Origin of the sequence: Acaryochloris sp. IP29b_bin.137, assembly GCF_028285745.1 — a bacterium.
Lineage (GTDB): Bacteria > Cyanobacteriota > Cyanobacteriia > Thermosynechococcales > Thermosynechococcaceae > Acaryochloris.
Genome location: NZ_JANQOP010000040.1, coordinates 1 through 19,417, shown reverse-complemented (window position 1 = coordinate 19,417; position 19,417 = coordinate 1). Strand labels below are relative to the sequence as shown.

Genomic DNA, 19,417 nt, shown 5'->3' with positions numbered 1-19,417 from the left:
TGCATTCCCATAGGTCCCAAGATAGGATGCCAGAGTTGCCAACACTATCAACGCGTTAAGACCATCATGACCAAAGCCACCATGGAAACAGACAAAGGCACGATTCATCTTGATTTATTCGATCAAGACGCGCCTAACACCGTCAAGAATTTTGTCGACCTTGCTAATAAAGGATTTTATGACGGCTTAAACTTCCACCGCGTCATTCCTAATTTTATGATTCAAGGGGGATGTCCTAAAGGAACCGGTACGGGCGGGCCCGGTTACACCATCAAGTGCGAAATTAACGAAAATAAACATCTTGCCGGTACCCTCTCCATGGCCCATGCGGGTCGGGATACAGGTGGCAGTCAATTTTTTATCTGCCATGCCCCCCAACCCCATTTGGATGGGGTGCATACTACCTTTGGCCAAACCCAAGATATGGACGTGGTTAATGCCATTGGCCAAGGAGATAAGATTCTCTCCGTCAAAATCTCCGACGAGTAGAGATTGCAAGATTCTTCAATTATTGATGGCAGCACCCGGCACAATTTGTTCCAACGTTAGGTTAGGACATTCAACGCCTGAAGCCTTCTTTAAAGCTTCATAGCTCACTTTAATGCCTGCCTTTTTCATCTTGGAGTAATTACTGATTAGTAATAAACACGTTTCCAGTTTGATGCGAGTTAGCTGGGAACGTGCATGGCGCTTGCAAGCCTCCATCCCTGCTGATTGGGTATAGGTGAACGAGCCACCGATAGAGCCTGTATCAAATGGCCCCACACCATTGCCAAACACTGATAGTGCTAAGCCACTTGTCGTACAATCGCTGAGGCCTTTACCCACAATTGATTTACCTAATGGGCGAGGCCCTCTTTGGGAATTCGTTAATATCCCACTTTGCTGCAATTCCAGATCAGGACTCACATTCGATTCTGCTGAATTACTGGCATCAATCGTATTAGTTGTCTGAGCCACACTCAGAGTAGGAATGAATACAACTTTTACCGCAACAAGAAGCATCACAACCCCTACCCTTGAGCCAGAGGCCGTTTGTCTTGAGAGTGATGCTTGAGCTTGCACTGGTCTGAACAGAAATAAGGTTAAAAACTATAACCCGTAGAAGAGCTATTATCGATTGAAAACTCGCTGTAGTTATATTCTTCACGGAACTCAACTTTCACTTCCCGCGTGATATCAATATTCTCGATAGCAACGCTTGTTGCAGTGGTTCCATAGTTATAGTTCGTTCGTGTCGTTTTCCCCTCTTCCGAATTAGATGTTTGGGAGGAGCCACTTTGGCTGTCAGTCGTCAAAGACACTGAACTTTCACTGGTTTGAACAGAGTCATTAATTCTGCGCTCAATGACGGTATGTCCCATTGGAGACATTTGGAAGGTCGTTACGGTCGTTGCGAAAACACCCTGAGCCATAGCAGGCTTAGTCACAACTCCGGTAACGATTAACAAAAAGGGTATACAGAAATATTTCACGATTTCACAATTATTCACTTGCACAACAAAACCTACCTAAGCTGTACAGTGATGGCCCTAGACGATGGGCATAGAAATTCACTAGCGCTTATTCACAGCAAAAGATTTTCAGTTTGCACGACTCTTCGGTCACATCTTTGGCAATTCTTCAGCTTACCGATAAGCATTAAAGTTCTGTGGCTGCTGCTGATGTGTGGGTTCATGTTGCACTGGAGTCGCTACAGGAACTTGGTGTTGAGGACTGTGCTGATGTTGATAATGGGGATTTTGCTGCTGCCGAACCTGGTGGTGATTCGGCGGGATATGCTGAGGGAGAGGTTGTGGCTGTTCCGGCTGTTCGGGGTGAGACAGAATAGGTTGGGGCCGATGATTTTGCGGTGCTGGAACAGCATTACGCCCAAGTGGGCCATTTGTCGGAGCTACTGCACTCTGAACTGCGATTGGAGGACAGTCAACACCACCAATGGTCTTGAGTGCTTGATAACTGACTTTGACACCGGCTTTGACCATCTTGGAATAGTTACTAATCAGTAGCAAACAGTTCTCTAACTTAGCTTTTGAAAGCTGCGTTTGAGCATATTCGTTACACGTTCCCATCCCAAAAGAGTGAGTATAGGTAAACGAACCACCCAGAGTACCGGTATCAAAGGGACCAATGCCATTGCCAAAAGCAGAAAAGGCAATACCATTGCTGGTACAGTCTGCGACGCCTCGACCAACAATACTACGCCCCAAAGGGTGAGTATTAACTTGTGTATTGACCAATGAACCTTGTTGGTTCAAATCCACTGCAGGATTAGCTGTAGAGGTGGCATTATTGGGGGCATCAATATTATTAGTGGTCGTTTGGGCTAAAGCACAGTTAGCTGAGATCATTAATATCCCAAACACTGATGCACAAGTGAGCAGGCGAGAAGACATGATTATATTCTCCTGAATTGACAGGGGCAACATAGTGTTGCCCCTCAGTTTGCTGATTAATTCAGTTAGAATTCAAAACCACTAGAAACGGTGTGATCCTTCTCAAATCCGCTAAACTTATAGGACTCATGAGTATGAACTCTCACGTCCCTCTCGAGTCTGCCATCTTCCTGAGCATAGCTTGTGGTTTTGATGTCGAAGGATTCAAATTCGTTGAAATCGCGGCCATCTTTATGCTCAGTTACACTTGTGTACCCCCATTCTTTTTTGGTTGCACTAGAATGAGCCCAAGTGTCAGCCTTGTAAGTCTCGTGCACATGAATATTGGTCGTAGACTTACCGTCGTAGATGCTCCTTAAATCATAGCTATTCTTAACATAAGATGAACCTGCCGATGCAGGTAGAGCAGCACCGAGGGACAGTAGCACTGCGAGAGGTGCAATTTTTTGGAATTTCATGAGTAGTTACCGCTGAAAGTGTTTAGTAGCAATGGACTTTGGTGATAGAAGCTTGCCCAAGACATAAGTCCAAACAAATATAGCTAGAAACAGATTAGTTGTTAGAGCAATAAACAACGCTGGCACAAGAATTCATCCAACGCCTTTAGCACCAACTACCCATTTTGGGTATCCCCCTGTCGGTGCTTTTTAATATATTTCTTGCTCATCACCCAACGCTCCAAACCATGACAGCTTGGTTTGATGGGCCTAGACAACTGACTTTACAAAACTATATCTTGTCTATTGTATTGAGTTTGAAACTATACCGAGGAACAAAATAACTTACTGGTCAATCGTATAGATTAGAGGTCTAGAAAGTTAATTTGCTCTGAACGATAAATAATTCAACCCACACAGCAACTTTAATCTGGAATTTTTCCCCTCCATCTATTTTTCACAAATTATTCACTCACCTAGAGAAAAAATTAAGAGATTTATTCTTTTTGAATATTATATGAGACTATGAGAAGCTAATCTTCCTGGTTGGTGTTAAGAGACTTGAACACTATTTCGGTTCTGATCGCACCTATTTTTATCGGATGTCTCTGGCAATGTGGGTTCATAGTTCGAGCCAATGTCAATAGCTGAGTGCTATCGGTACCCCAAACCCATTGATGCCGACTCCCGTTAAGTGGGACGAACATCAGTTCAGGTTAGGCCATTTTTTGATTTATACATACAAGGATTCAGGTTGCAGCCCATTCAGGAATCGGGGGTTGCGCCTATCTAGAACTCAAGTTGACTCACTTTGCGACAAACGCTGAATGGACTCACCAGCCAGTTGCAAATGCGTCTCTAATAGTAGGTCAGGAATTTTCCCAGCATGAGGACTGTGCTTTAGGCATTCTTGCAAATCCAAACTGGTCACATGAGCTGCGGTTTGACCCGGAAACCAATGACTGGCTTGCCCCAAAAGGTTGTAACGCATTTTGGCATATTCTCGCATGTCGTAGGCTAGGGTTAAGTTTCGCAACCAGAGAATAACAGGAATATTGATATTGCCGGGGGTTGATTCGTGGGTCGGTAAACCCTGATGCCAAGTGTTTACCCAGTCTTTTCCTAGGGTTGCGATCGCAGCTTGTCTCAACCGTTCCAAAATAGGGGGTAACAAAGTATCCGCCTGGTCCAATAGCTCCAACGACTTCAGATGTTCATCAAAATCACTCGGTCGTGCTGCGCCCAAACTTAAGGTATGCACTTGGGCATGACTCAAACAGAACAAGTCATTAAACACCATGGGGCTAAGGGGCTGACACAGCTCCACCAATTTAGGTGAAGGCTTATACAACAGGCCCCCTTTGTCCGAAGGACTGATGATAAACACCCCGACATCACGTTGCATGGCCGCTTCAATCGCAGGCCAATTGAACTGATTGATGTAATACCAATGCAAATTAACATAATCGAACTGATCGGTCTGAATCGTGTCCACGATTAAATCTGTTGGACCGTGGGTAGAGAAACCCACAAACCTTACCTTCCCTTGCTCTTGCCATTGACGCGCTACCTCTAAACACCCACCTGGGCGGATGGTGAACTCCAAAAGATCGGGGGTATTAATGCCATGAATCCCCAGTAAGTCAACGTAGTCCAACTTGAGATTGCGTAGCGATTGTTCAAAGGTCTTTTGAAATTCTTTGGCATTCTCCTTTGGCGATACTTTGGTTTGAATGATCAGTTGATGGCGGGGGATGGTCGGCAGAATCCGACCCAGCTGAAGCTCTGAAGTACCGTAGCCTCTGGCAGTTTCAATATGATTAATCCCTAACTCTACAGACCGACGAATGGTGGCATCAAGGTTGTCTTGATTGGCCTGGGGGATTTGCCAGCCTGGTACATCCTTCCAAGAATGTTGATACCGCATCCCACCACAAGAAAAGACAGGCATTTGCAGCTCTGTTCGGCCAAATCGACGATACCGCATACTTACCCTCCGTTAACTGAAATTCTGATTGAGCGTTATTTTGAGTCGTCAAGTGGCAATGTTGGCGCTGTACGGATTTGTAGCCAGACTAAACCAGGTTGGCTCAGAATATTGAGCAAGGAACAAAATATTATCAACGTAGTGCAAAATTGACGTCACAATGCAAATAACCCACAGGTCTAACAACCAGCGGGTATAAGTCTCTACAGATTGACGGTCGTTCATAGGGCAGCAGATTCGAGCGGTACTTTGCATTGTAAGCAATTGGACAACGGTCCCTCAGATTGAAGCAACAAGCCCAGTCTTTTTCGCCAAAGTTCCATACACTAAGTAGTAAGCGAGTATTAAGCAAAGCTTAAGCCTCCAAGTTTAGGCTGGTACTCAGGCACTATCTTCTTTTACCTATGAACAAAACATTCCGCAAGGTTCTTAAATTTGGATTGATTGTTGGCGCGGTTGTTGGTTCTATCGTGTTGCTACAGCAGTTGAATGTAGAACCTGTAAAAGCTCAAATTAGACGGTTGGGTCCCTGGGCGCCCTTGGGTATTTTTGCCCTACGTTCGGTTAGTATCGTCGTCCCCATCATTCCCAGCACGATTTGGGCGATCTTTGCTGGATCGTTCCTGAGTTATCCCTTGGCAGTTGCCACAGTCGTCAGCGCAGATATCATTTCCTGTACCTTTGGGTTTTATCTGGCGAAGCAATATGGTCGTGGCATGGTGGAGAAGCTAGTTGGAGCTCGATTTATGGGGAAAGTGGATGAAATTAGTAAGAAACACTTGGAAAATAACTTTTTCCTTTTATCTGGAGCCTTAATGACGGGTGCATTTGATTTTGTGAGTTATAGTGCAGGTTTGACGACCACGAAATGGTCCATGTTTGTTCCTGCTTTAGTGTTAGGGGCATTAGTCTCGGATGCACCAATGGTGGCGATCGGTGCCAATATCTTCCAAAAGGGGAGTGGCTATTTGTTTGCAGGACTAGCTATCCTGAGTGCTTTTTGTTTAGCTATTTTAGCTGGATGGCTACAAAAACGTGGGGCCGCTTCAGCGGCTAACCAGACGAATAAATAGGCGCATCAGCAGACGCACCTGCTGTTCAAAGATCTCCCAGTTTCGCTATGAACTGCCTTCGTTGGGATTAGGATTGGCGGGGGTTGGCACCGGAATCTCAACCGGCGACCCTAAAGGAGGGGCGTTTGGACTAGGACTGATGGTCGGTTCATCCGCAGGCGTGGGGTTTGGACTGGGACTAGGTTCTAGAGTTGGTTCTGGGGCCTCTGTCGGCGTGGGGGTGGGTTTGGGTGAGGGGCGCTCCAATTCAGCAATTTTGCGTTTAGCGGTGAAGTAGATGGGATCGGCTTGTCTATCCCAGTAAGGATTTTGGGGCAGTTTGAAGGCTAAGTCACGGGCAGCGTACCACTGTTGGGCATCAAACGCAGCTTTAGCCCGCCTGAATAGGTTTTGTTGTTGCTGCCATTGAGCCTGCCATTGCTGAACTTGAGTTTGGGCAGCCTCTGCACGACTGCTGTTCGTGGGAACTTGTTGTGCGATCGCAATCGCTGCCTCTAAGTTTCCCGTTTGCTGAGCCTCTTGCTGGGCCTGCGCTAGCAGATTTTCTCCATTATCGACCGTTACTTCTTTCGGTTGGAGGAACGGCAATAGATCATCCGTCACCCCCCAGTAGCTCAGCCCAGCGAGCCCCAGTCCCATCAATATTGTCATAATGCCAAAGCCTAACACCCAGGGAGCGCAGCCGGATGACTTGTGAAGCGGCTGTGGCTGAAGACGTTGCCGAGGAGACTCTACAGATACCGGTGAGGCAACGACTTGCGTCGGTTCTGGGGCAGGCGTATTAGCCGTGAGCGGCGAAGGAGGAGGCGATATGGGAGCGATTCCGGGTGGCAGGCTAATACGTTGGAGGGCTTGTAACGCATCCTTAGCAGTTTGATAGCGCAACTTGAAATAGGGGCGCACCAATTGGGTTAATACCTGAGCGAATCCGTCACTGACCTCCGCCTGATCTCGCCAAATCAGTTCTCCATCCCCATCTTCCCGAAATTGGGAGGGGGGACGTCCCGTTAAGGCCTGAATCCCGATAATGCCCAGAGAATACAGATCGCTATTGGGTCGGGGTTTGCCTTGACTTTGCTCACTGGCCATATACCCAGGGGTACCGACTACCACGGTGATATTCGTCGGTGGATTAGTCACTAGGGCTTGGTTACGAACCTGCTTGACGGAGCCGAAATCGACCAATACCAGCTTCTGATCCGCTCGTCGACGGAGAATATTTTCTGGTTTAATATCGCGATGAATAACGCCCTGTTCGTGAATAAATGCCAGGATGTCAAGCACTTCGGACAATAGCGATCGCACTTTCAATTCCGACCATTGTTCCCCCGGCATCAGTTCATCTGTCAGGGGGATGCCATCAATAAATTCTTGGACGAGAAAGAAATCTTGATCTTGCTCAAAGAACGCCAGCAGACGGGGAATATGATCGTGGTGGCCTAATTTTTCTAACGTTTCCGCTTCACTGCGAAATAATCGACGAGCGACTGCTAAAAATTCAGGATCGCTACTGGCAGGCTGAAGCACTTTAACCACACAAGGCGGATGCCCCGGTCGCCGTGTATCTTCGGCGACATAAGTTTGCCCAAAACCGCCTGCTCCCAAGGAACGGAGTACCCGATAACGTCCATCTAACGTTTGCCCAATCATGTTTTTAGTGAAACTTTAGCCATCCATGCCCAGCATAGCGGGGCGGAAAGAGATGGGGATGAAAGATTTCAGCTAAAAGTTCCGTCGAGTCCACCAAACGAGGGCCAGGACGGTTGAAGTATTGATTGCCATCCACCACATAAACTTGCTGGTTCTGAACGGCTTGAAGCTGTTGCCATTGAGATTGTTGAGCGAGATCCACCGTCGCTTGAGTCGTTTGCGCTAAATCAAATCCACAGGGCATACAAACAATTATGTCGGGATTGGCTGCAATCAATTGTTCCCAGGTTAACCAACTCGAATGTTGCCCCACCGTGCCTAAACAGGGGTGCCCACCTGCAAGGGTTACCAGTTCTGGCACCCAATTCCCCGCTACCATCAGCGGATCAGTCCATTCTAGGCAAACAACGGTGGGGGGATGCTGAAGATCCTTGAGTCGTTGCTGACAGTCGGTGATGCGAGCCTGGAGTGAGTTGAGGATGGGTTGGCTGTCGCAGCCGAGTACAATTGCAACCCGTTCGATATCGTGCCAAACATGGTCCAACATCTGGGGTTGCAACGAGATGATCTGAGTGTTCTGATCCGTGATCTGGCTGAGTGCCTCTTCAACCTCAACCAAACTGACGGCACACACTTCACATTGAGCCTGGGTCAAAATATGGGTGGGCTTGAGTCGTTCCAGCTGAACCAGCTCTAACCGATAAATACTGAGCGCAGACTGGAGTAAAGCGGTGACTTGTTTATGGATCAGGTGACTGGGCTGATCTGCATTGAGATTAGCAGCTGTACAGATCGGCAGATTCTTGATCTGAGGGGGATAATCGCATTCATGAGATCGACCCACTAGATGATCTGCCAAGCCCAGCGCAGCGACTATTTCGGTTGCACTGGGAATCAAAGAAACAATCCGCAGATCAGACGCTGGCAAGATCAATTACTCAATGGTGATGGATTGTGGACCACTGCCGTTTGAGTGATGGTCATCGTTGGAGGAGGGAGGGGGAGGGTCACCCGGATCTCGTTTTTGATTGAGCCAACTCTTGACGGGCTCTTCCGCCAAATTTAGTCGCAGTAGTCCCGAGGCAAACCCTCCCATAAAGGCAACGGGTTTACTGACTAATTCTTGAAACAGTGGGGATAATTCGTCCAAAAACATCTACTCGGCTCGTGCAGGATACTACAGTAATGGTAACGCGACTCTTAGACATATCTGCAGACAATTTGCACCGTTCTGGTTAAGCCGCATAACCATGATGGCTACGATACACCTGAGTGTAGGTATTAATTAAAGGCATTCCATAGGCTGACATAACCTGAAAATCCTGCTGGTGGGCATGCAGTTGAGATTGGACATAAGGGCTTTGCGCAATTAAAGCACAAGCACGTTCCGGTGGTTCTTCTTGGAGTAAGGCTTCTGCCAACACCCCCTGATCGAGCGTGGGTCCCATATCAGGATAGAGGGAGACAATGGAATAGTATTCGTCGTAGGTCGCTCCAAGGCAGTGAAATCCTAAATCTTGGTGAGCTGCTTGCGCGAGTTCAACATAGCGGTTGCGAATACTGGCGAAGGTCGGTCTCTGAGGCTTCTTCATTGTTTCCTCAAGCAGGGTCGAGCGTCTGGTGATCATAGGAGCCAACTGCAATAAATGGGTGAAGGGATACGACAGATTTAAGAGAAAGAGGGAAGGATAGCTATCCCCAGTGAAGAATAACTATCCCTGAGTGCAAGTGAGACTATCTCTGAGTGCAAGTGAAGTTCAATCACTTAAGATAGCCATGTGTTTACTTTCGCAGTTCCACAAAAGCGGCGATATCGTGGAACCACGTAAACCTTGGTTTGGGGTGGCTACCCATTCGCGAATGAAATGGCGACTGCCAATGAGGGGACAAAAATCTCCGTGGAAATACGGTGGTAATGAAAAATTAGGCGGGGTTGAACAGTAGAAGTACTCAACGGAATGCATAGTTTATCTGGCTGATGCCAATCCATTTGAGTTGGTCAAAGTTTTTGCGGGCTTGGTTCTAGATTGTCTGGGGTAGGGTCGAAAAACGTTTCCAGAACTGTGGTGTCGTTCGATTACTGTCTCAAAATGTATGGCTTAGTATGCTAATTCCAAAAAAATGTATTCACAGATAAAATCTGAGAATTTCTAATTAAAATGGGTAATGGGTCTTGATTCTGGCTGAGATGAACCTCCAGAATGATAGCTATTAGCCCAGAATGATAGCTATTAGCAATGACTGGAATCAAGGTCTCTGCCACTATTAAATAGATGGGTCGTGGTGATTCTAAACTTGTTGACGGTGAGGTGGCAGATCTGTTTTAGGAACACTCTATCTGTTTTAGGAACACTCTAGAAAAGGCTGAAGATTAAGGTGGGAGGCGATGGCATCCGTGACTTGGTCCAGCAGGTGGTCTCGATAGACTTCATAGTCGGGAATCTCAACCGGTAAAGGGGACAATCCTTTCTGGTCTCGCAATTGGTTTATCCATACGCGCCGCCATGGTCCGTTGTTAAACAACCCGTGTAAATAGGTGCCTTGGGTGCGATGGTAATGACTGACCATACCTAAGGCCGGATCATCAAACCAGGATCCGACCGTTTCAGGTTGCTTTACAAAGGTTTGCCCTTGATGAATTTCGTAGCCTTGCACGATTTGAGTGCCATTGTTTAATGCAGAACGGTAGGTTGGGAAAGTGATGTGGGCTTGGCGCTGACGGGTAATCTTGGCTCCAGTCATAATGGTTTGGAGGGGGAGCAGCCCTAGACCTTGAAAGTCGCCAGGCTGGCCTTCAGTACCCTGGGGATCTGAGATCGTTTGCCCCAGCATTTGTAGACCGCCACAGATCCCTAAGATCGTGCCTCCTGCTTGGCTATAGGTAAGGAGTTGATCGGCCATACCCGTGATCTGTAGCTGCTGAAGATCTGAGATCGTCGTTTTTGACCCAGGGATAATCACTGCATCGGGTTGACCTAACGGCTGATGCAGGCTGACAAACTGTAATTGAACAGATGTCTCAGCTTCCAGCGGATCAAAATCCGTGAAGTTTGAAATGCGAGGAAGACGAATAACGGCAATGGTTAACTCAGCATGGGGTTTGGTCCGCCGTCGTTCAAAGAGATCGAGGGAGTCTTCAGCGGGTAAGGCTTGCTCTAGCCAGGGAATAACGCCCACCACAGGGATACCCGTTCGTTCTTCCAGCCAGGTAATGCCGGATTCTAAGAGGGAGCGTTGTCCACGAAACTTGTTAATCACAAACCCTGTAATCAAAGCCCGCTCATCGGGGTCGAGCAGTTCCAAGGTACCGACGATATGAGCAAAGACACCCCCTCGATCAATATCCGCAACCAGAAGCGTAGGAGCCTTCAAATGTTTAGCGACTCGCATATTGGTGAGATCTCGGTGCTTGAGATTAATCTCAGCCGGACTGCCTGCCCCTTCACAGACAATCCAGTCAAACTCTGCTTGGAGAGTGGCTAACGCATCCGTAATTGCCTGCCAACCCCGATCAAAATAATCGCGGTAGTAATCAGCAGCTTGAGTTCTGCCCACTGCTTTGCCCTGCAGAATCACCTGGGAGGTCATATCTCCCTGAGGTTTTAGCAAAATAGGGTTCATTTCGACGCGGGGTTCCAGGCCAGCAGCCCAAGCTTGCACCGCTTGAGCATGACCGATTTCACCCCCCGCAGGGGTGACATAGGCATTCAAGGCCATATTTTGCCCTTTAAAGGGCGTCACCCGATGGCCTTGGCGCTTGAGCATTCGACAAATGGCGGCGGCTATGATTGATTTTCCGGCGTGGGAGGTGGTCCCAACCACCATAATGGCGCTCATTAGACGGGGATTCGGACCCAACGTTGGCAAAGATTCTGGCAGCGGTCAGCGAGGGAAGGGTTGGGGATATCCTTACCCTGATGCTGCCACTGATCCACCAGTTGACGGCCTAAGGGGGTGAGGCGAAAACTATCCGTCAGACCTTGACCGTCCACCTCTCGACGCAAAAGACCAACTTGAATCAGCCACAATAAGGTATCTTCTGCTTGCCGCTCCGACAGAGCAGTTTGGGTATAGCCTGCGATAACCCCACTGCGATCGCACATCTCTTGCAGCGATACACTGTGTGATCGCATCGTTGCCAATAGATGAATCGTAAAGGGACTGCAAGCTACAGCCCGGACAGCCCGGTTAATCGTAGGACGGGGATAATGCATAAATTGAGCGGACAGACAATATTCTTAACTGTAATCCGAATTAGGGAGAAGGTAATTCAGAATTGGTTGGATCACTGGTCGATAGACGCCCCTCAGGTGCAACAAAAGCTGTGGGTAAGCCTTCCCTCAGAACTTCGGCCTCGTCCTTCACCGGGGTCGGAGCTGGAACGGCAGCCTCAAGCTCAAGCTGCTGTTTGGCCGCTTGCCAGAGCGCTTCAAGTTCTTCAAAGGTATGTTCTGCCAAAGGCTTGGTGGTCTGGGCTTCAATGGTGGAGATCCGGTCAATCAATTTCTTATTCGTACTGCGCAACGCAGCGGTCGGATCGAGTTGACACCACCGAGCGACATTCACCAGCGTAAAAAAGAGATCGCCTAATTCAGAAAGTTGATGTTCCGTATCGCTTTGCAATAGAGATTCCTGAAACTCGGCCAACTCCTCATAGAACTTCGTCCACACATCATTCAAATCTTGCCATTCTAACCCGGCGGCAGCGGCTTTCTCCGATAGTTTTAGTCCAGCCATCAGAGGCGGTAAGCTGCGAGTATATCGCTGCATCTTGGCACTCAAGGCTTGCGTTTTACCGGTCGCTTCGCCTTTCTCGGCCGCTTTGATGTCTTCCCAATTGGCGCGCACTTCTTCAACACTATTGGCTTCCACATCGGCAAAGACATGGGGATGGCGACGAATCAGCTTTTTGGTAATGCCTTGAGCAATCTCTTCTAAACTGAACAGGTCTTGCTCACTGGCAATTTGAGCCTGGAGCACCACTTGTAAAAGTAAATCCCCCAACTCCTCCGTCATCGCTTCAGCTCTGCCGGACTGGATGGCATCAATGGTTTCGTAAGCCTCTTCAATAATATAAGGGGTAAGGCTTTGAGGGGTTTGTTCCAGATCCCAAGGACAGCCCCCATCAGGCGATCTCAGCTTAGCAACCACTTCTACGAGTTGCTGAACTGCGATCGTCACTGCCGATACCTGCGCTGGTAGATAGATAACGGCAGGGTAGGAAATCCCCTTCTTATCACCGATTTGTTCTAGGGTGGTTTGCGAGAGCTGTGGATCATCAGCAGCCAGTTCTCCCACAATACTGACGGGATAATCCAAGGAAAATGCGGCTTGCAAAGCTGCATGCAACGTTCGCATCATTGAGGCGGATGCAATCTGAGTAATCAGGACTGGAACATGGAGTTGAACGCCCTCAGTTAGGACACTGGCTGCCGTGACAATTTGCAATCTGGCGGGGGATTCGGAACTAGGCATGGCATCACAATTGTGAGGGCTAACCATATGATGCGCTATTTACCAGTCATATAGCTAGCAATTCAAGAGAAGTGGTCAAGATTGCTGGCAGAGAAGCTAGGAGGTTTAAGGCTTAAGCCACTTAAAGGCTGACTTGCACAATGATCCGAGAGTATCGCTAAAGGAATGACTCATAGCTCCTAGTTCTAGCCCCAGTAAGATCGCTAGTCCTTCTGGCAGATAACGTCTGCTTTGTTGCTCTGCCTGTTGCACAAGGCTGTGGCTATCTACAGAAATATTCCAACCCTGAGCCAACAGTACTCTTGTCAGCACCATTCCAATTCCCAGCCAGGCTCCAAGATATGTTAGCCGGATGGCTGTACCAATAATGGGACCATGAGAGAGCCAAGAACGATGGTGCAATAGTTTCTGATAGGGCAACCAAATCACTCTTAACCAGCCCCACCGCTTGTACTGGACAGAGTAAATATCGAGATCAGGCCCAAACATCAGCCCGCTGAACAGAAAGGCACCACATAGACTGAGGGTCTGGCTGGCACTCCGACTCAGAATCAGCGCAACAACAGCGATGCCGGGAAGCATCCCTAGCGTAATTTGGTCATGGGTGCGGCCTGAAGGCATGGGAGAAACCGAGATAAAGTTGCATCCATTATGCTGGGTTTATTGAATTTATGGGTAAAGCTAGCAACAGTCTGCTACAATACATTTTCGATAACAAGGGCGATTAGCTCAGTTGGTAGAGCGCTTCGTTTACACCGAAGATGTCGGCGGTTCGAGCCCGTCATCGCCCATTCCCGCTATAACTCAATACCAGTAAGACTTTGGAGCTCCACCCAAAGCCCATTTTTACCCTATCCCATTGTCAATAAGACAGTATTTTTAGGGTGATTTAGGGGATTTGGAGGTTTACAGTAACCCCCATCTTTACCCCCTTATGGAGCCGAACATTGTGCAAACACAACGCTTCACCTCGATTGAAGTGGAAGTCCTTGAGTTGGCACCACCCCTTCCCGACTCGATAAATCCAACTATTACTTTTGAAGCGGAGGCGATAGTACCAGCCTAACTGAGGCGTCAGCAGTTGCATGAGTTTGACGTGGATAAACCCTCGTTCCGCCAATAGCACCCCCCGTTTTTTGTGGGCAGCCGTCGGCAAGCTTGCTGCACCATCTGCTGATATTGCTCGAAGGAGACACTGGCACTCCGATGTTCTAGGACTCGCCATACCACAGGCAAGGCTCGTCCTCGATAGACTACACACAGTCGCACCAGACAATATTCATCCCAGAACAGTGAGGTATTTAGCGCCAGAAAGATATCTTTGTCTTTCCAATCGGCCAAGGCTGCTTAATGAGTGGTTTATAGAGTCGATGGATATTGATGCGCGGATTATACAACCAGCGTTGAATTCGGCGTTGAATGCTTTGGGCAAATTTCCCTCTACAGGGTACATAGACGATCCATCTGGTGAGGCTGACGCTACCTGTTTGCATCACTGCAATCATCAACCAAATACAGGTAGCTCAGGTATGCCCAATCCCCTGGTTGACCAATCCAGTTGTGCAGGGCATGGTAGAGAGGAGAGTTTTTTTAAGCATTCTGGTGCGTGAGTCGAATCTGATGCCAGAATGCTTGCTCCCCTTAAGACTTGCCAAATCTAAGGCACCTCTGGCATTAGAGTCCTAGAAGGCTAAACTTTTGTCAGTCAACTAGACCAAATTCATAACCCAGAGGTGCAAGGATTATGTGTGGGCGATTTGCTTTTCTTGCTTCATCAGAGGAGATAGCTACAGCGTTTGGCCTCCAAAATGTCCCCGATTTCCCCCCTCGATACAATATTGCCCCCAGCCAGCCCGTCGCCGTGATTCGGCAGTTGCAGCATCAACCTCGTGAATTTCGGCTGATGCAATGGGGTTTAATCCCAAGCTGGGCTAAAGATCCAAGCATTGGCTACAAGTTGATTAATGCAAGGTGTGAAACAGCCCATGAGAAGCCCGCTTTCCGATCAGCATTGAAATATCGGCGCTGCCTGATCCCTGCTAGTGGGTTCTATGAATGGCAGAAGATTGATAAAAGTACGAAGCAGCCCTACTACTTCAGTAGGGCTCAAGCTAAACCCTTTGCTTTGGCTGGCTTATGGGAGTCTTGGAATGAAATAGAAACCTGTACAATCTTGACGACCCAACCTAACGCTGTTGTTGCTCCAGTCCATCAAAGAATGCCCGTAATTCTTGACCCTGAAGATTATTCCACTTGGTTGGATTTTGATATCCAGAGCCCAAAACAATTGTTTCATCTGTTTGATTCTGAGCGGATTCAACATCTAAGAGCAACTCCCGTATCAAAATTGGTCAATAACGCAAAAGTGGATAGGCCAGAATGTATCAAACCCAAGCCTTAGAGTGGAGAGGTACCCCAATAGTTATCATGACTCTCAATGATAGCCCCTGCCATAGATGCGATCGCTTCAGTGGATACCTCGCTGAAGGCTTCCTCGTCTGTGCCATCCACCCCTGTGGCCCGGATCAGAATCCTTGCCCTGACTTTGTGGAAGTGGTTGAGAACTGACAACCATTAGCCTGGATTATTCATGAGGTATTTGAGTGCCCTAGAGAAAAGAGCTTGAACCATAGTAGACTCAAGCTCTCCAAGAAATTTGTAGCTTTATTGTGCCATGACACCGTGTGACAGTGATGTAACCCTCGACTTTTATCAAGAACATCCGTTATGTGTTCAATTTTCAGACCTTGACTTGAGTTCAGATGTTGGCATTTTACTTGCTGCTCAAGCCGAGTCACGAGTCCATATATGCCAAGATATTGCTGCCTGTATAGAGGAGTGGCGCGACCCCGATAAACTCACCCACCCCTTGCCTCAGTTAGTGACTCAACGGGTATACCAACTCATCGGAGGCTACGAGGATGCCAATGATAGCGATAGTTTACGGCATGACCCCATCTTCAAAATCGCCTGTGAGCGCTTGCCTATTCCTGAGTCCAACGTACTGGCGAGTCAACCGACGATCAGTCGTCTAGAGAATCAGGTCACCGCTCGCCAGACCGCAGCCATGCGCCGTCAATTTATTGACCGATTCATTGCCAGTTATCCTCACCCGCCATCGACTATCGTTTTAGACATTGACGGTTGGGATGACCCGACTCATGGTGACCAGGAAGGGAGTGCGTTTCATGGCTACTATGGCCAGCATATGTATTTTCCCGTGTTAATCAATGAAGCTCAGAGTGGTTTTCCCTTGGTATGCCAACTGCGTCGAGGCAACTCTCATCCCGGTAAAGCAGTGGCCGGGATTCTGCGTTGGCTATTTTGGCGTCTCAAGCGAGTCTGGCCAGATGTGACGCTTGTTCTGCGTGCTGATGCTGGATTATACTGACGGTTTGTGAGCGTTCTGGCATGCACTATGCCATTGGCTCTAGCTCGAATGCTGTGCTGAAGCGGAAAATCTCGAATTTACTAGAGCAGGCCCGACTCCAGTATTGTCGAACCCAACAAAAGGCTCGATTATTTGATGATGTCTACTACGCGGCTGCCACCTGGGACTATCCTCGACGTCTGGTGATGAAGGCTGAATATCTGCCCAAAGGGGCCAATCCTCGGTTTGTCCTGACCAATATGATGCTCAGTCCACAGCAACTCTACGACTCGTTCTATGTTCAGCGTGGTGGGGATAGTGAGCATCCCATTAAAGAACTCAAGCGGGGCATTCAAGCAGACCGACTCAGTTGCCACCGTTTCACGGCAAATCAATTTCGTCTCCTGTTAGCACAGGCAGCGTATTTGCTGATGATTACGTTACGACAGGCTGCCCAGGGAACAGAGTTAGCGACGGCTCAAGTGGAACGTCTACGATGTGTGCTGATTAAAGGGGCTGCTCGGGTAAGGGTGTCTGCTCGACGAGTGCTTGTGGAGCTTGCAACATTTTGTCCCTTTGAAAAAGAGATTCGCTTAATTGCTCAACGGTTATGTGACCCGATGCCACTCACTTTAAAGTCGCATCCAATAGGGTCATGAATAATCCAGGTTAGGGTCAATTGTTGAAGATGATGAGTTGATCAAGGACTGGCCGGGATATCTCACCTCATCGGAGCGGATAGAGGTACTGGCGTCTCACCCATATTTCACAGGAGTCTGCCCAAAGTGTAGTGCGCGTTTTGGAGATAGAAGGCCAGTCCATTACGATTGCCAACTGGAGCTGTGGTTAAGCTTCGAGAAATCACCACTGATCAATATAGGCGCACAGTCACTAAGATTTATTCCAAGGGGAAATCAGTGGATTTAAAGCTGGTAAGCGAAGGGTATGCCGTGGTTTATTATTAATACCTCGGTGGCTGTTCGGAGACTTCAGATCAGTATATTGCCACTGAGGAGGAGGCGCGATCACAGAGATTGAAGTTTTGGAATCAGAGTGATCCGCTCATGCCGTGGGATTATCGTAAACGCCAGAGCTAAGAAGCTTGGGCTAAGCGATTGAGGTGCTGCTGTGCCTGCGAGTACTGACTAAACTGGCGTTCATCGACCCGGAATTCAGGAGTATGTACACGATACCGTCCATTTTGAATCCGATGCCCATGAACGGTGTGAAGAAGTTCGTGGTACATCACGAAATCGACAACATATCTAGGAACCTTCTTTGAATCCAGAGTCAGGCTGATCACCACCCGATCCCTGCTGGGCTCGTAATGGCCGAATTTACGCTTGCTGTAGGTATGGCTCCAGCAAAGCTTAGGTTGATTCAGGGTGCCGTTAAAATAGACTTGATTCACCCGCTTAAACACTTCTTCTAGATTATGGGCATTTCCTTGTGCCGTTTCCTCTAGATCCTCCACTATAAGCTCCATTGCTAGCAGAAGTTCTGCAAACTCCTCTGACAGAGAGTATTCCAAGAACACACGGGTTGTTTGAGGCGACTTACCTTTCAGTATCGAATCCACTAAAGCTTGCAGGACTGAAGCGTCAGCGAGGATAAATCCCTCATTGATCTTGAGGGTTCCAGATTCACTGCCCAGTTTGCAGCGATACAACGCTGACATATTTGCAAACTCGATGGATAGGGTTTTAGGATCTTTGAACTCCTTATAGCTGGCATTCAAGGATTGTTTCCGTTCGAGGCCAAGTTGCAAAAGCTGCTGAAAGGTGTGTACGGCATTGAGATGGGATTGAAGATTGTCATCACTCAGCAGAAACTTGACCCAACAATAGATTTGCCGGGATTGCCCTGTTAAGTTCGCAGGTGTTGCCCCTTGGCGATCACATAAGCCCTCAATGTCCTGTGCTGTATGTTGAAGTTGTTGGACCAGCTCTTGTCCTTGCTTTGACTTTAATCCAGAGCCATTGGCAACCTCAGCAATTTGACACTGCAGGCGTTGATGTTGGGGACGGATCTGACGAATGGAGATCCGTTTTTGGCTCTGGAGTGGGCTGTGCTGCTGGACGATGGGCAAATTCTTCAGATCAACGCTCTTCAAGAATTGATAGGCTTTTCGTGAAGGCAGAGGTAACTGATTGGGCGAAATCTTGGCTTTGGCACAGATTTGCTCTGTTGTTTTGATTGATCCTGCTACATATTGTTTGAACTGAGGAACTTCGTTGATCGGGATGCCAATTTTAAGCTGATCTCTAACTTGATTAGAGGCTTTCACCAATCCCTTAATTCTCATGAAACGCCTGTCGTTGGATTAACCAACTGCAGGATATCAAACTTATGCAGGATTAAGGATATCTTTAGTTCGATACAGGCCATATAGTCATTACATGGGCACAATTTGTTGCTGTAGGGCTATCAGATGGCCTCCCCTGTCGAGAATTGGAATTTTGAATTTGAGCCTCAATAGTTTGAACGGCTGCGCTAACAACAGCTAAACCTGCTTCTAAATGGTCTTGGATCATCTTCAGGAATTCAAGCTGGTGCTGTCGATAGTTTTCTCTCGATTTTGGTTGATGGCCAGTATTCGATTGGCAGCAGAAGGGGAACATCACCAGTCTTCCAAGACATCACTAATTCCATGATGACGTACCTCAGAAGAATACTGGGGTGAGATCTACCCTTTAGGCTTCTCGAATTTAGAAGGTGGCTCAAAATATTGGACAGGGGTGTCTTTGAGGACCTCACTCATAAACTCTCGCCAAACCGGGGCCATCCACCCGCCCCCCGTCGCTCCCGCTCCGATGCGGGCATAGTTATCATTGCCGGCCCATACCGCCACTGACAGCTGAGGTACATAGCCGACAAACCAAACATCTCGTTCGGATGAAGTGGTCCCCGTCTTCCCTGCAGCCGGACGACCAATCTGAGCAGCAACGCCCGTCCCACTTTGGACAACGGTTTGCAATGTACTGTTGACAGAAGCCGCCGCCCATTGATTGAGCACTAACTTGGGCTGT

At 48.1% G+C, this 19,417-nt stretch carries 21 protein-coding genes, 1 tRNA gene and 1 pseudogene; 6 read left to right on the top strand and 17 right to left on the bottom strand.

The features are described from left to right. The first annotated feature begins 66 nt into the window (after window positions 1-66). On the top strand, window positions 67-489 hold the full coding sequence (locus Q0991_RS03025) for a peptidylprolyl isomerase (protein ID WP_299485392.1): 423 nt from the start codon (window positions 67-69) through the stop codon (window positions 487-489). 15 nt (window positions 490-504) lie between these two features. On the opposite strand, the gene Q0991_RS03020 is transcribed toward Q0991_RS03025, so the two are convergent. From Q0991_RS03020 to Q0991_RS03000, 5 genes are all read right to left on the bottom strand, one after another. Continuing rightward, window positions 505-1,005, bottom strand: a complete 501-nt coding sequence (locus tag Q0991_RS03020; protein WP_299485390.1) for a hypothetical protein — start codon at window positions 1,003-1,005, stop codon at window positions 505-507. An 80-nt stretch (window positions 1,006-1,085) separates the two neighbouring features. Continuing rightward, on the bottom strand, window positions 1,086-1,430 hold the full coding sequence (locus tag Q0991_RS03015) for a hypothetical protein (protein WP_299485388.1): 345 nt from the start codon (window positions 1,428-1,430) through the stop codon (window positions 1,086-1,088). 198 nt (window positions 1,431-1,628) lie between these two features. Next, window positions 1,629-2,396 carry a hypothetical protein gene (locus Q0991_RS03010; RefSeq protein WP_299485386.1) on the bottom strand — a complete coding sequence of 256 codons (768 nt, stop codon included), beginning with the start codon at window positions 2,394-2,396 and terminating at the stop codon, window positions 1,629-1,631. 65 nt (window positions 2,397-2,461) lie between these two features. Next, entirely contained in the window at window positions 2,462-2,854 is a 393-nt protein-coding gene (locus tag Q0991_RS03005; protein WP_299485384.1) for a hypothetical protein, read from the bottom strand. 775 nt (window positions 2,855-3,629) lie between these two features. After that, complete coding sequence (locus tag Q0991_RS03000) at window positions 3,630-4,820, bottom strand: aldo/keto reductase (RefSeq protein ID WP_299485382.1); 1,191 nt, start codon at window positions 4,818-4,820, stop codon at window positions 3,630-3,632. A 404-nt stretch (window positions 4,821-5,224) separates the two neighbouring features. On the opposite strand from Q0991_RS03000, the gene Q0991_RS02995 reads away from it, so the two are divergent. Then, window positions 5,225-5,893 carry a VTT domain-containing protein gene (locus Q0991_RS02995; RefSeq protein WP_299485379.1) on the top strand — a complete coding sequence of 223 codons (669 nt, stop codon included), beginning with the start codon at window positions 5,225-5,227 and terminating at the stop codon, window positions 5,891-5,893. Between the two features lie 45 nt (window positions 5,894-5,938). Here Q0991_RS02995 and Q0991_RS02990 read toward each other — a convergent pair whose 3' ends face one another. The 8 genes from Q0991_RS02990 to Q0991_RS02955 form a co-directional block, all read right to left on the bottom strand. Then, complete coding sequence (locus tag Q0991_RS02990) at window positions 5,939-7,543, bottom strand: serine/threonine-protein kinase (RefSeq protein WP_299485376.1); 1,605 nt, start codon at window positions 7,541-7,543, stop codon at window positions 5,939-5,941. Between the two features lie 4 nt (window positions 7,544-7,547). Next, window positions 7,548-8,471 (bottom strand): cobalamin-binding protein, encoded by a 924-nt coding sequence (locus tag Q0991_RS02985; protein WP_299485374.1) that lies wholly within the window; start codon window positions 8,469-8,471, stop codon window positions 7,548-7,550. A 6-nt stretch (window positions 8,472-8,477) separates the two neighbouring features. Continuing rightward, on the bottom strand, window positions 8,478-8,699 hold the full coding sequence (locus Q0991_RS02980) for a hypothetical protein (protein WP_299485372.1): 222 nt from the start codon (window positions 8,697-8,699) through the stop codon (window positions 8,478-8,480). A gap of 79 nt (window positions 8,700-8,778) precedes the next feature. Next, window positions 8,779-9,135: a hypothetical protein gene (locus Q0991_RS02975; protein WP_299485370.1), complete on the bottom strand. Its 357-nt coding sequence runs from the start codon at window positions 9,133-9,135 to the stop codon at window positions 8,779-8,781. Between the two features lie 751 nt (window positions 9,136-9,886). After that, a complete protein-coding gene (locus Q0991_RS02970) occupies window positions 9,887-11,380 on the bottom strand; it encodes a cobyric acid synthase (RefSeq protein ID WP_299485456.1) in 1,494 nt (497 codons plus the stop codon). After that, on the bottom strand, window positions 11,380-11,757 hold the full coding sequence (locus Q0991_RS02965) for an Npun_F0494 family protein (RefSeq protein WP_299485368.1): 378 nt from the start codon (window positions 11,755-11,757) through the stop codon (window positions 11,380-11,382). The genes Q0991_RS02970 and Q0991_RS02965 overlap by 1 nt, the downstream gene beginning before the upstream one ends. Before the next feature lie 40 nt (window positions 11,758-11,797). After that, window positions 11,798-13,018 (bottom strand): nucleoside triphosphate pyrophosphohydrolase, encoded by a 1,221-nt coding sequence (gene mazG / locus Q0991_RS02960; protein ID WP_299485366.1) that lies wholly within the window; start codon window positions 13,016-13,018, stop codon window positions 11,798-11,800. Window positions 13,019-13,123: 105 nt separating this feature from the next. Continuing rightward, complete coding sequence (locus tag Q0991_RS02955; protein WP_299485364.1) at window positions 13,124-13,639, bottom strand: metal-binding protein; 516 nt, start codon at window positions 13,637-13,639, stop codon at window positions 13,124-13,126. Window positions 13,640-13,736: 97 nt separating this feature from the next. Here Q0991_RS02955 and Q0991_RS02950 point away from each other — a divergent pair. Further along, window positions 13,737-13,809: transfer RNA gene (locus Q0991_RS02950), tRNA-Val, on the top strand. A gap of 98 nt (window positions 13,810-13,907) precedes the next feature. Here the strand turns inward: Q0991_RS02950 and Q0991_RS02945 are convergent. After that, entirely contained in the window at window positions 13,908-14,243 is a 336-nt protein-coding gene (locus Q0991_RS02945; protein WP_299485362.1) for a hypothetical protein, read from the bottom strand. Window positions 14,244-14,762: 519 nt separating this feature from the next. Between Q0991_RS02945 and Q0991_RS02940 the strand changes: the two genes are divergently transcribed. Then, window positions 14,763-15,419 (top strand): SOS response-associated peptidase, encoded by a 657-nt coding sequence (locus Q0991_RS02940; protein ID WP_299485360.1) that lies wholly within the window; start codon window positions 14,763-14,765, stop codon window positions 15,417-15,419. Here Q0991_RS02940 and Q0991_RS02935 read toward each other — a convergent pair. Further along, window positions 15,416-15,589 (bottom strand): hypothetical protein, encoded by a 174-nt coding sequence (locus tag Q0991_RS02935; protein WP_299485358.1) that lies wholly within the window; start codon window positions 15,587-15,589, stop codon window positions 15,416-15,418. The genes Q0991_RS02940 and Q0991_RS02935 overlap by 4 nt on opposite strands. Window positions 15,590-15,692: 103 nt before the next feature. On the opposite strand from Q0991_RS02935, the pseudogene Q0991_RS02930 reads away from it, so the two are divergent. Both Q0991_RS02930 and Q0991_RS02925 read left to right on the top strand, forming a co-directional pair. After that, window positions 15,693-17,047 (top strand): annotated as a pseudogene (locus Q0991_RS02930) (IS1380 family transposase). 183 nt (window positions 17,048-17,230) lie between these two features. Then, window positions 17,231-17,353 (top strand): thermonuclease family protein, encoded by a 123-nt coding sequence (locus tag Q0991_RS02925; RefSeq protein WP_299485356.1) that lies wholly within the window; start codon window positions 17,231-17,233, stop codon window positions 17,351-17,353. Between the two features lie 128 nt (window positions 17,354-17,481). Here Q0991_RS02925 and Q0991_RS02920 read toward each other — a convergent pair whose 3' ends face one another. Beyond that, a complete protein-coding gene (locus Q0991_RS02920) occupies window positions 17,482-18,693 on the bottom strand; it encodes a M48 family peptidase (RefSeq protein WP_299485354.1) in 1,212 nt (403 codons plus the stop codon). A gap of 381 nt (window positions 18,694-19,074) precedes the next feature. After that, a partial coding sequence (locus Q0991_RS02915; protein WP_299485352.1) for a penicillin-binding transpeptidase domain-containing protein occupies window positions 19,075-19,417 on the bottom strand: 343 nt, incomplete at its 5' end.

Bases quoted from the DNA above. Each gene is read 5' to 3' on its own strand.
- Q0991_RS03020 (WP_299485390.1), bottom strand. From the start codon at position 1,005: ATGCTTCTTGTTGCGGTAAAAGTTGTATTCATTCCTACTCTGAGTGTG.
- Q0991_RS03025 (WP_299485392.1), top strand. From the start codon at position 67: ATGACCAAAGCCACCATGGAAACAGACAAAGGCACGATTCATCTTGAT.
- Q0991_RS03010 (WP_299485386.1), bottom strand. From the start codon at position 2,396: ATGTCTTCTCGCCTGCTCACTTGTGCATCAGTGTTTGGGATATTAATG.
- mazG (WP_299485366.1), bottom strand. From the start codon at position 13,018: ATGCCTAGTTCCGAATCCCCCGCCAGATTGCAAATTGTCACGGCAGCC.
- Q0991_RS02955 (WP_299485364.1), bottom strand. From the start codon at position 13,639: ATGCCTTCAGGCCGCACCCATGACCAAATTACGCTAGGGATGCTTCCC.
- Q0991_RS02990 (WP_299485376.1), bottom strand. From the start codon at position 7,543: ATGATTGGGCAAACGTTAGATGGACGTTATCGGGTACTCCGTTCCTTG.
- Q0991_RS02975 (WP_299485370.1), bottom strand. From the start codon at position 9,135: ATGAAGAAGCCTCAGAGACCGACCTTCGCCAGTATTCGCAACCGCTAT.
- Q0991_RS02945 (WP_299485362.1), bottom strand. From the start codon at position 14,243: ATGGCGAGTCCTAGAACATCGGAGTGCCAGTGTCTCCTTCGAGCAATA.
- Q0991_RS02920 (WP_299485354.1), bottom strand. From the start codon at position 18,693: ATGAGAATTAAGGGATTGGTGAAAGCCTCTAATCAAGTTAGAGATCAG.
- Q0991_RS02980 (WP_299485372.1), bottom strand. From the start codon at position 8,699: ATGTTTTTGGACGAATTATCCCCACTGTTTCAAGAATTAGTCAGTAAA.
- Q0991_RS03000 (WP_299485382.1), bottom strand. From the start codon at position 4,820: ATGCGGTATCGTCGATTTGGCCGAACAGAGCTGCAAATGCCTGTCTTT.
- Q0991_RS02995 (WP_299485379.1), top strand. From the start codon at position 5,225: ATGAACAAAACATTCCGCAAGGTTCTTAAATTTGGATTGATTGTTGGC.
- Q0991_RS02940 (WP_299485360.1), top strand. From the start codon at position 14,763: ATGTGTGGGCGATTTGCTTTTCTTGCTTCATCAGAGGAGATAGCTACA.
- Q0991_RS02970 (WP_299485456.1), bottom strand. From the start codon at position 11,380: ATGAGCGCCATTATGGTGGTTGGGACCACCTCCCACGCCGGAAAATCA.
- Q0991_RS03005 (WP_299485384.1), bottom strand. From the start codon at position 2,854: ATGAAATTCCAAAAAATTGCACCTCTCGCAGTGCTACTGTCCCTCGGT.
- Q0991_RS02965 (WP_299485368.1), bottom strand. From the start codon at position 11,757: ATGCATTATCCCCGTCCTACGATTAACCGGGCTGTCCGGGCTGTAGCT.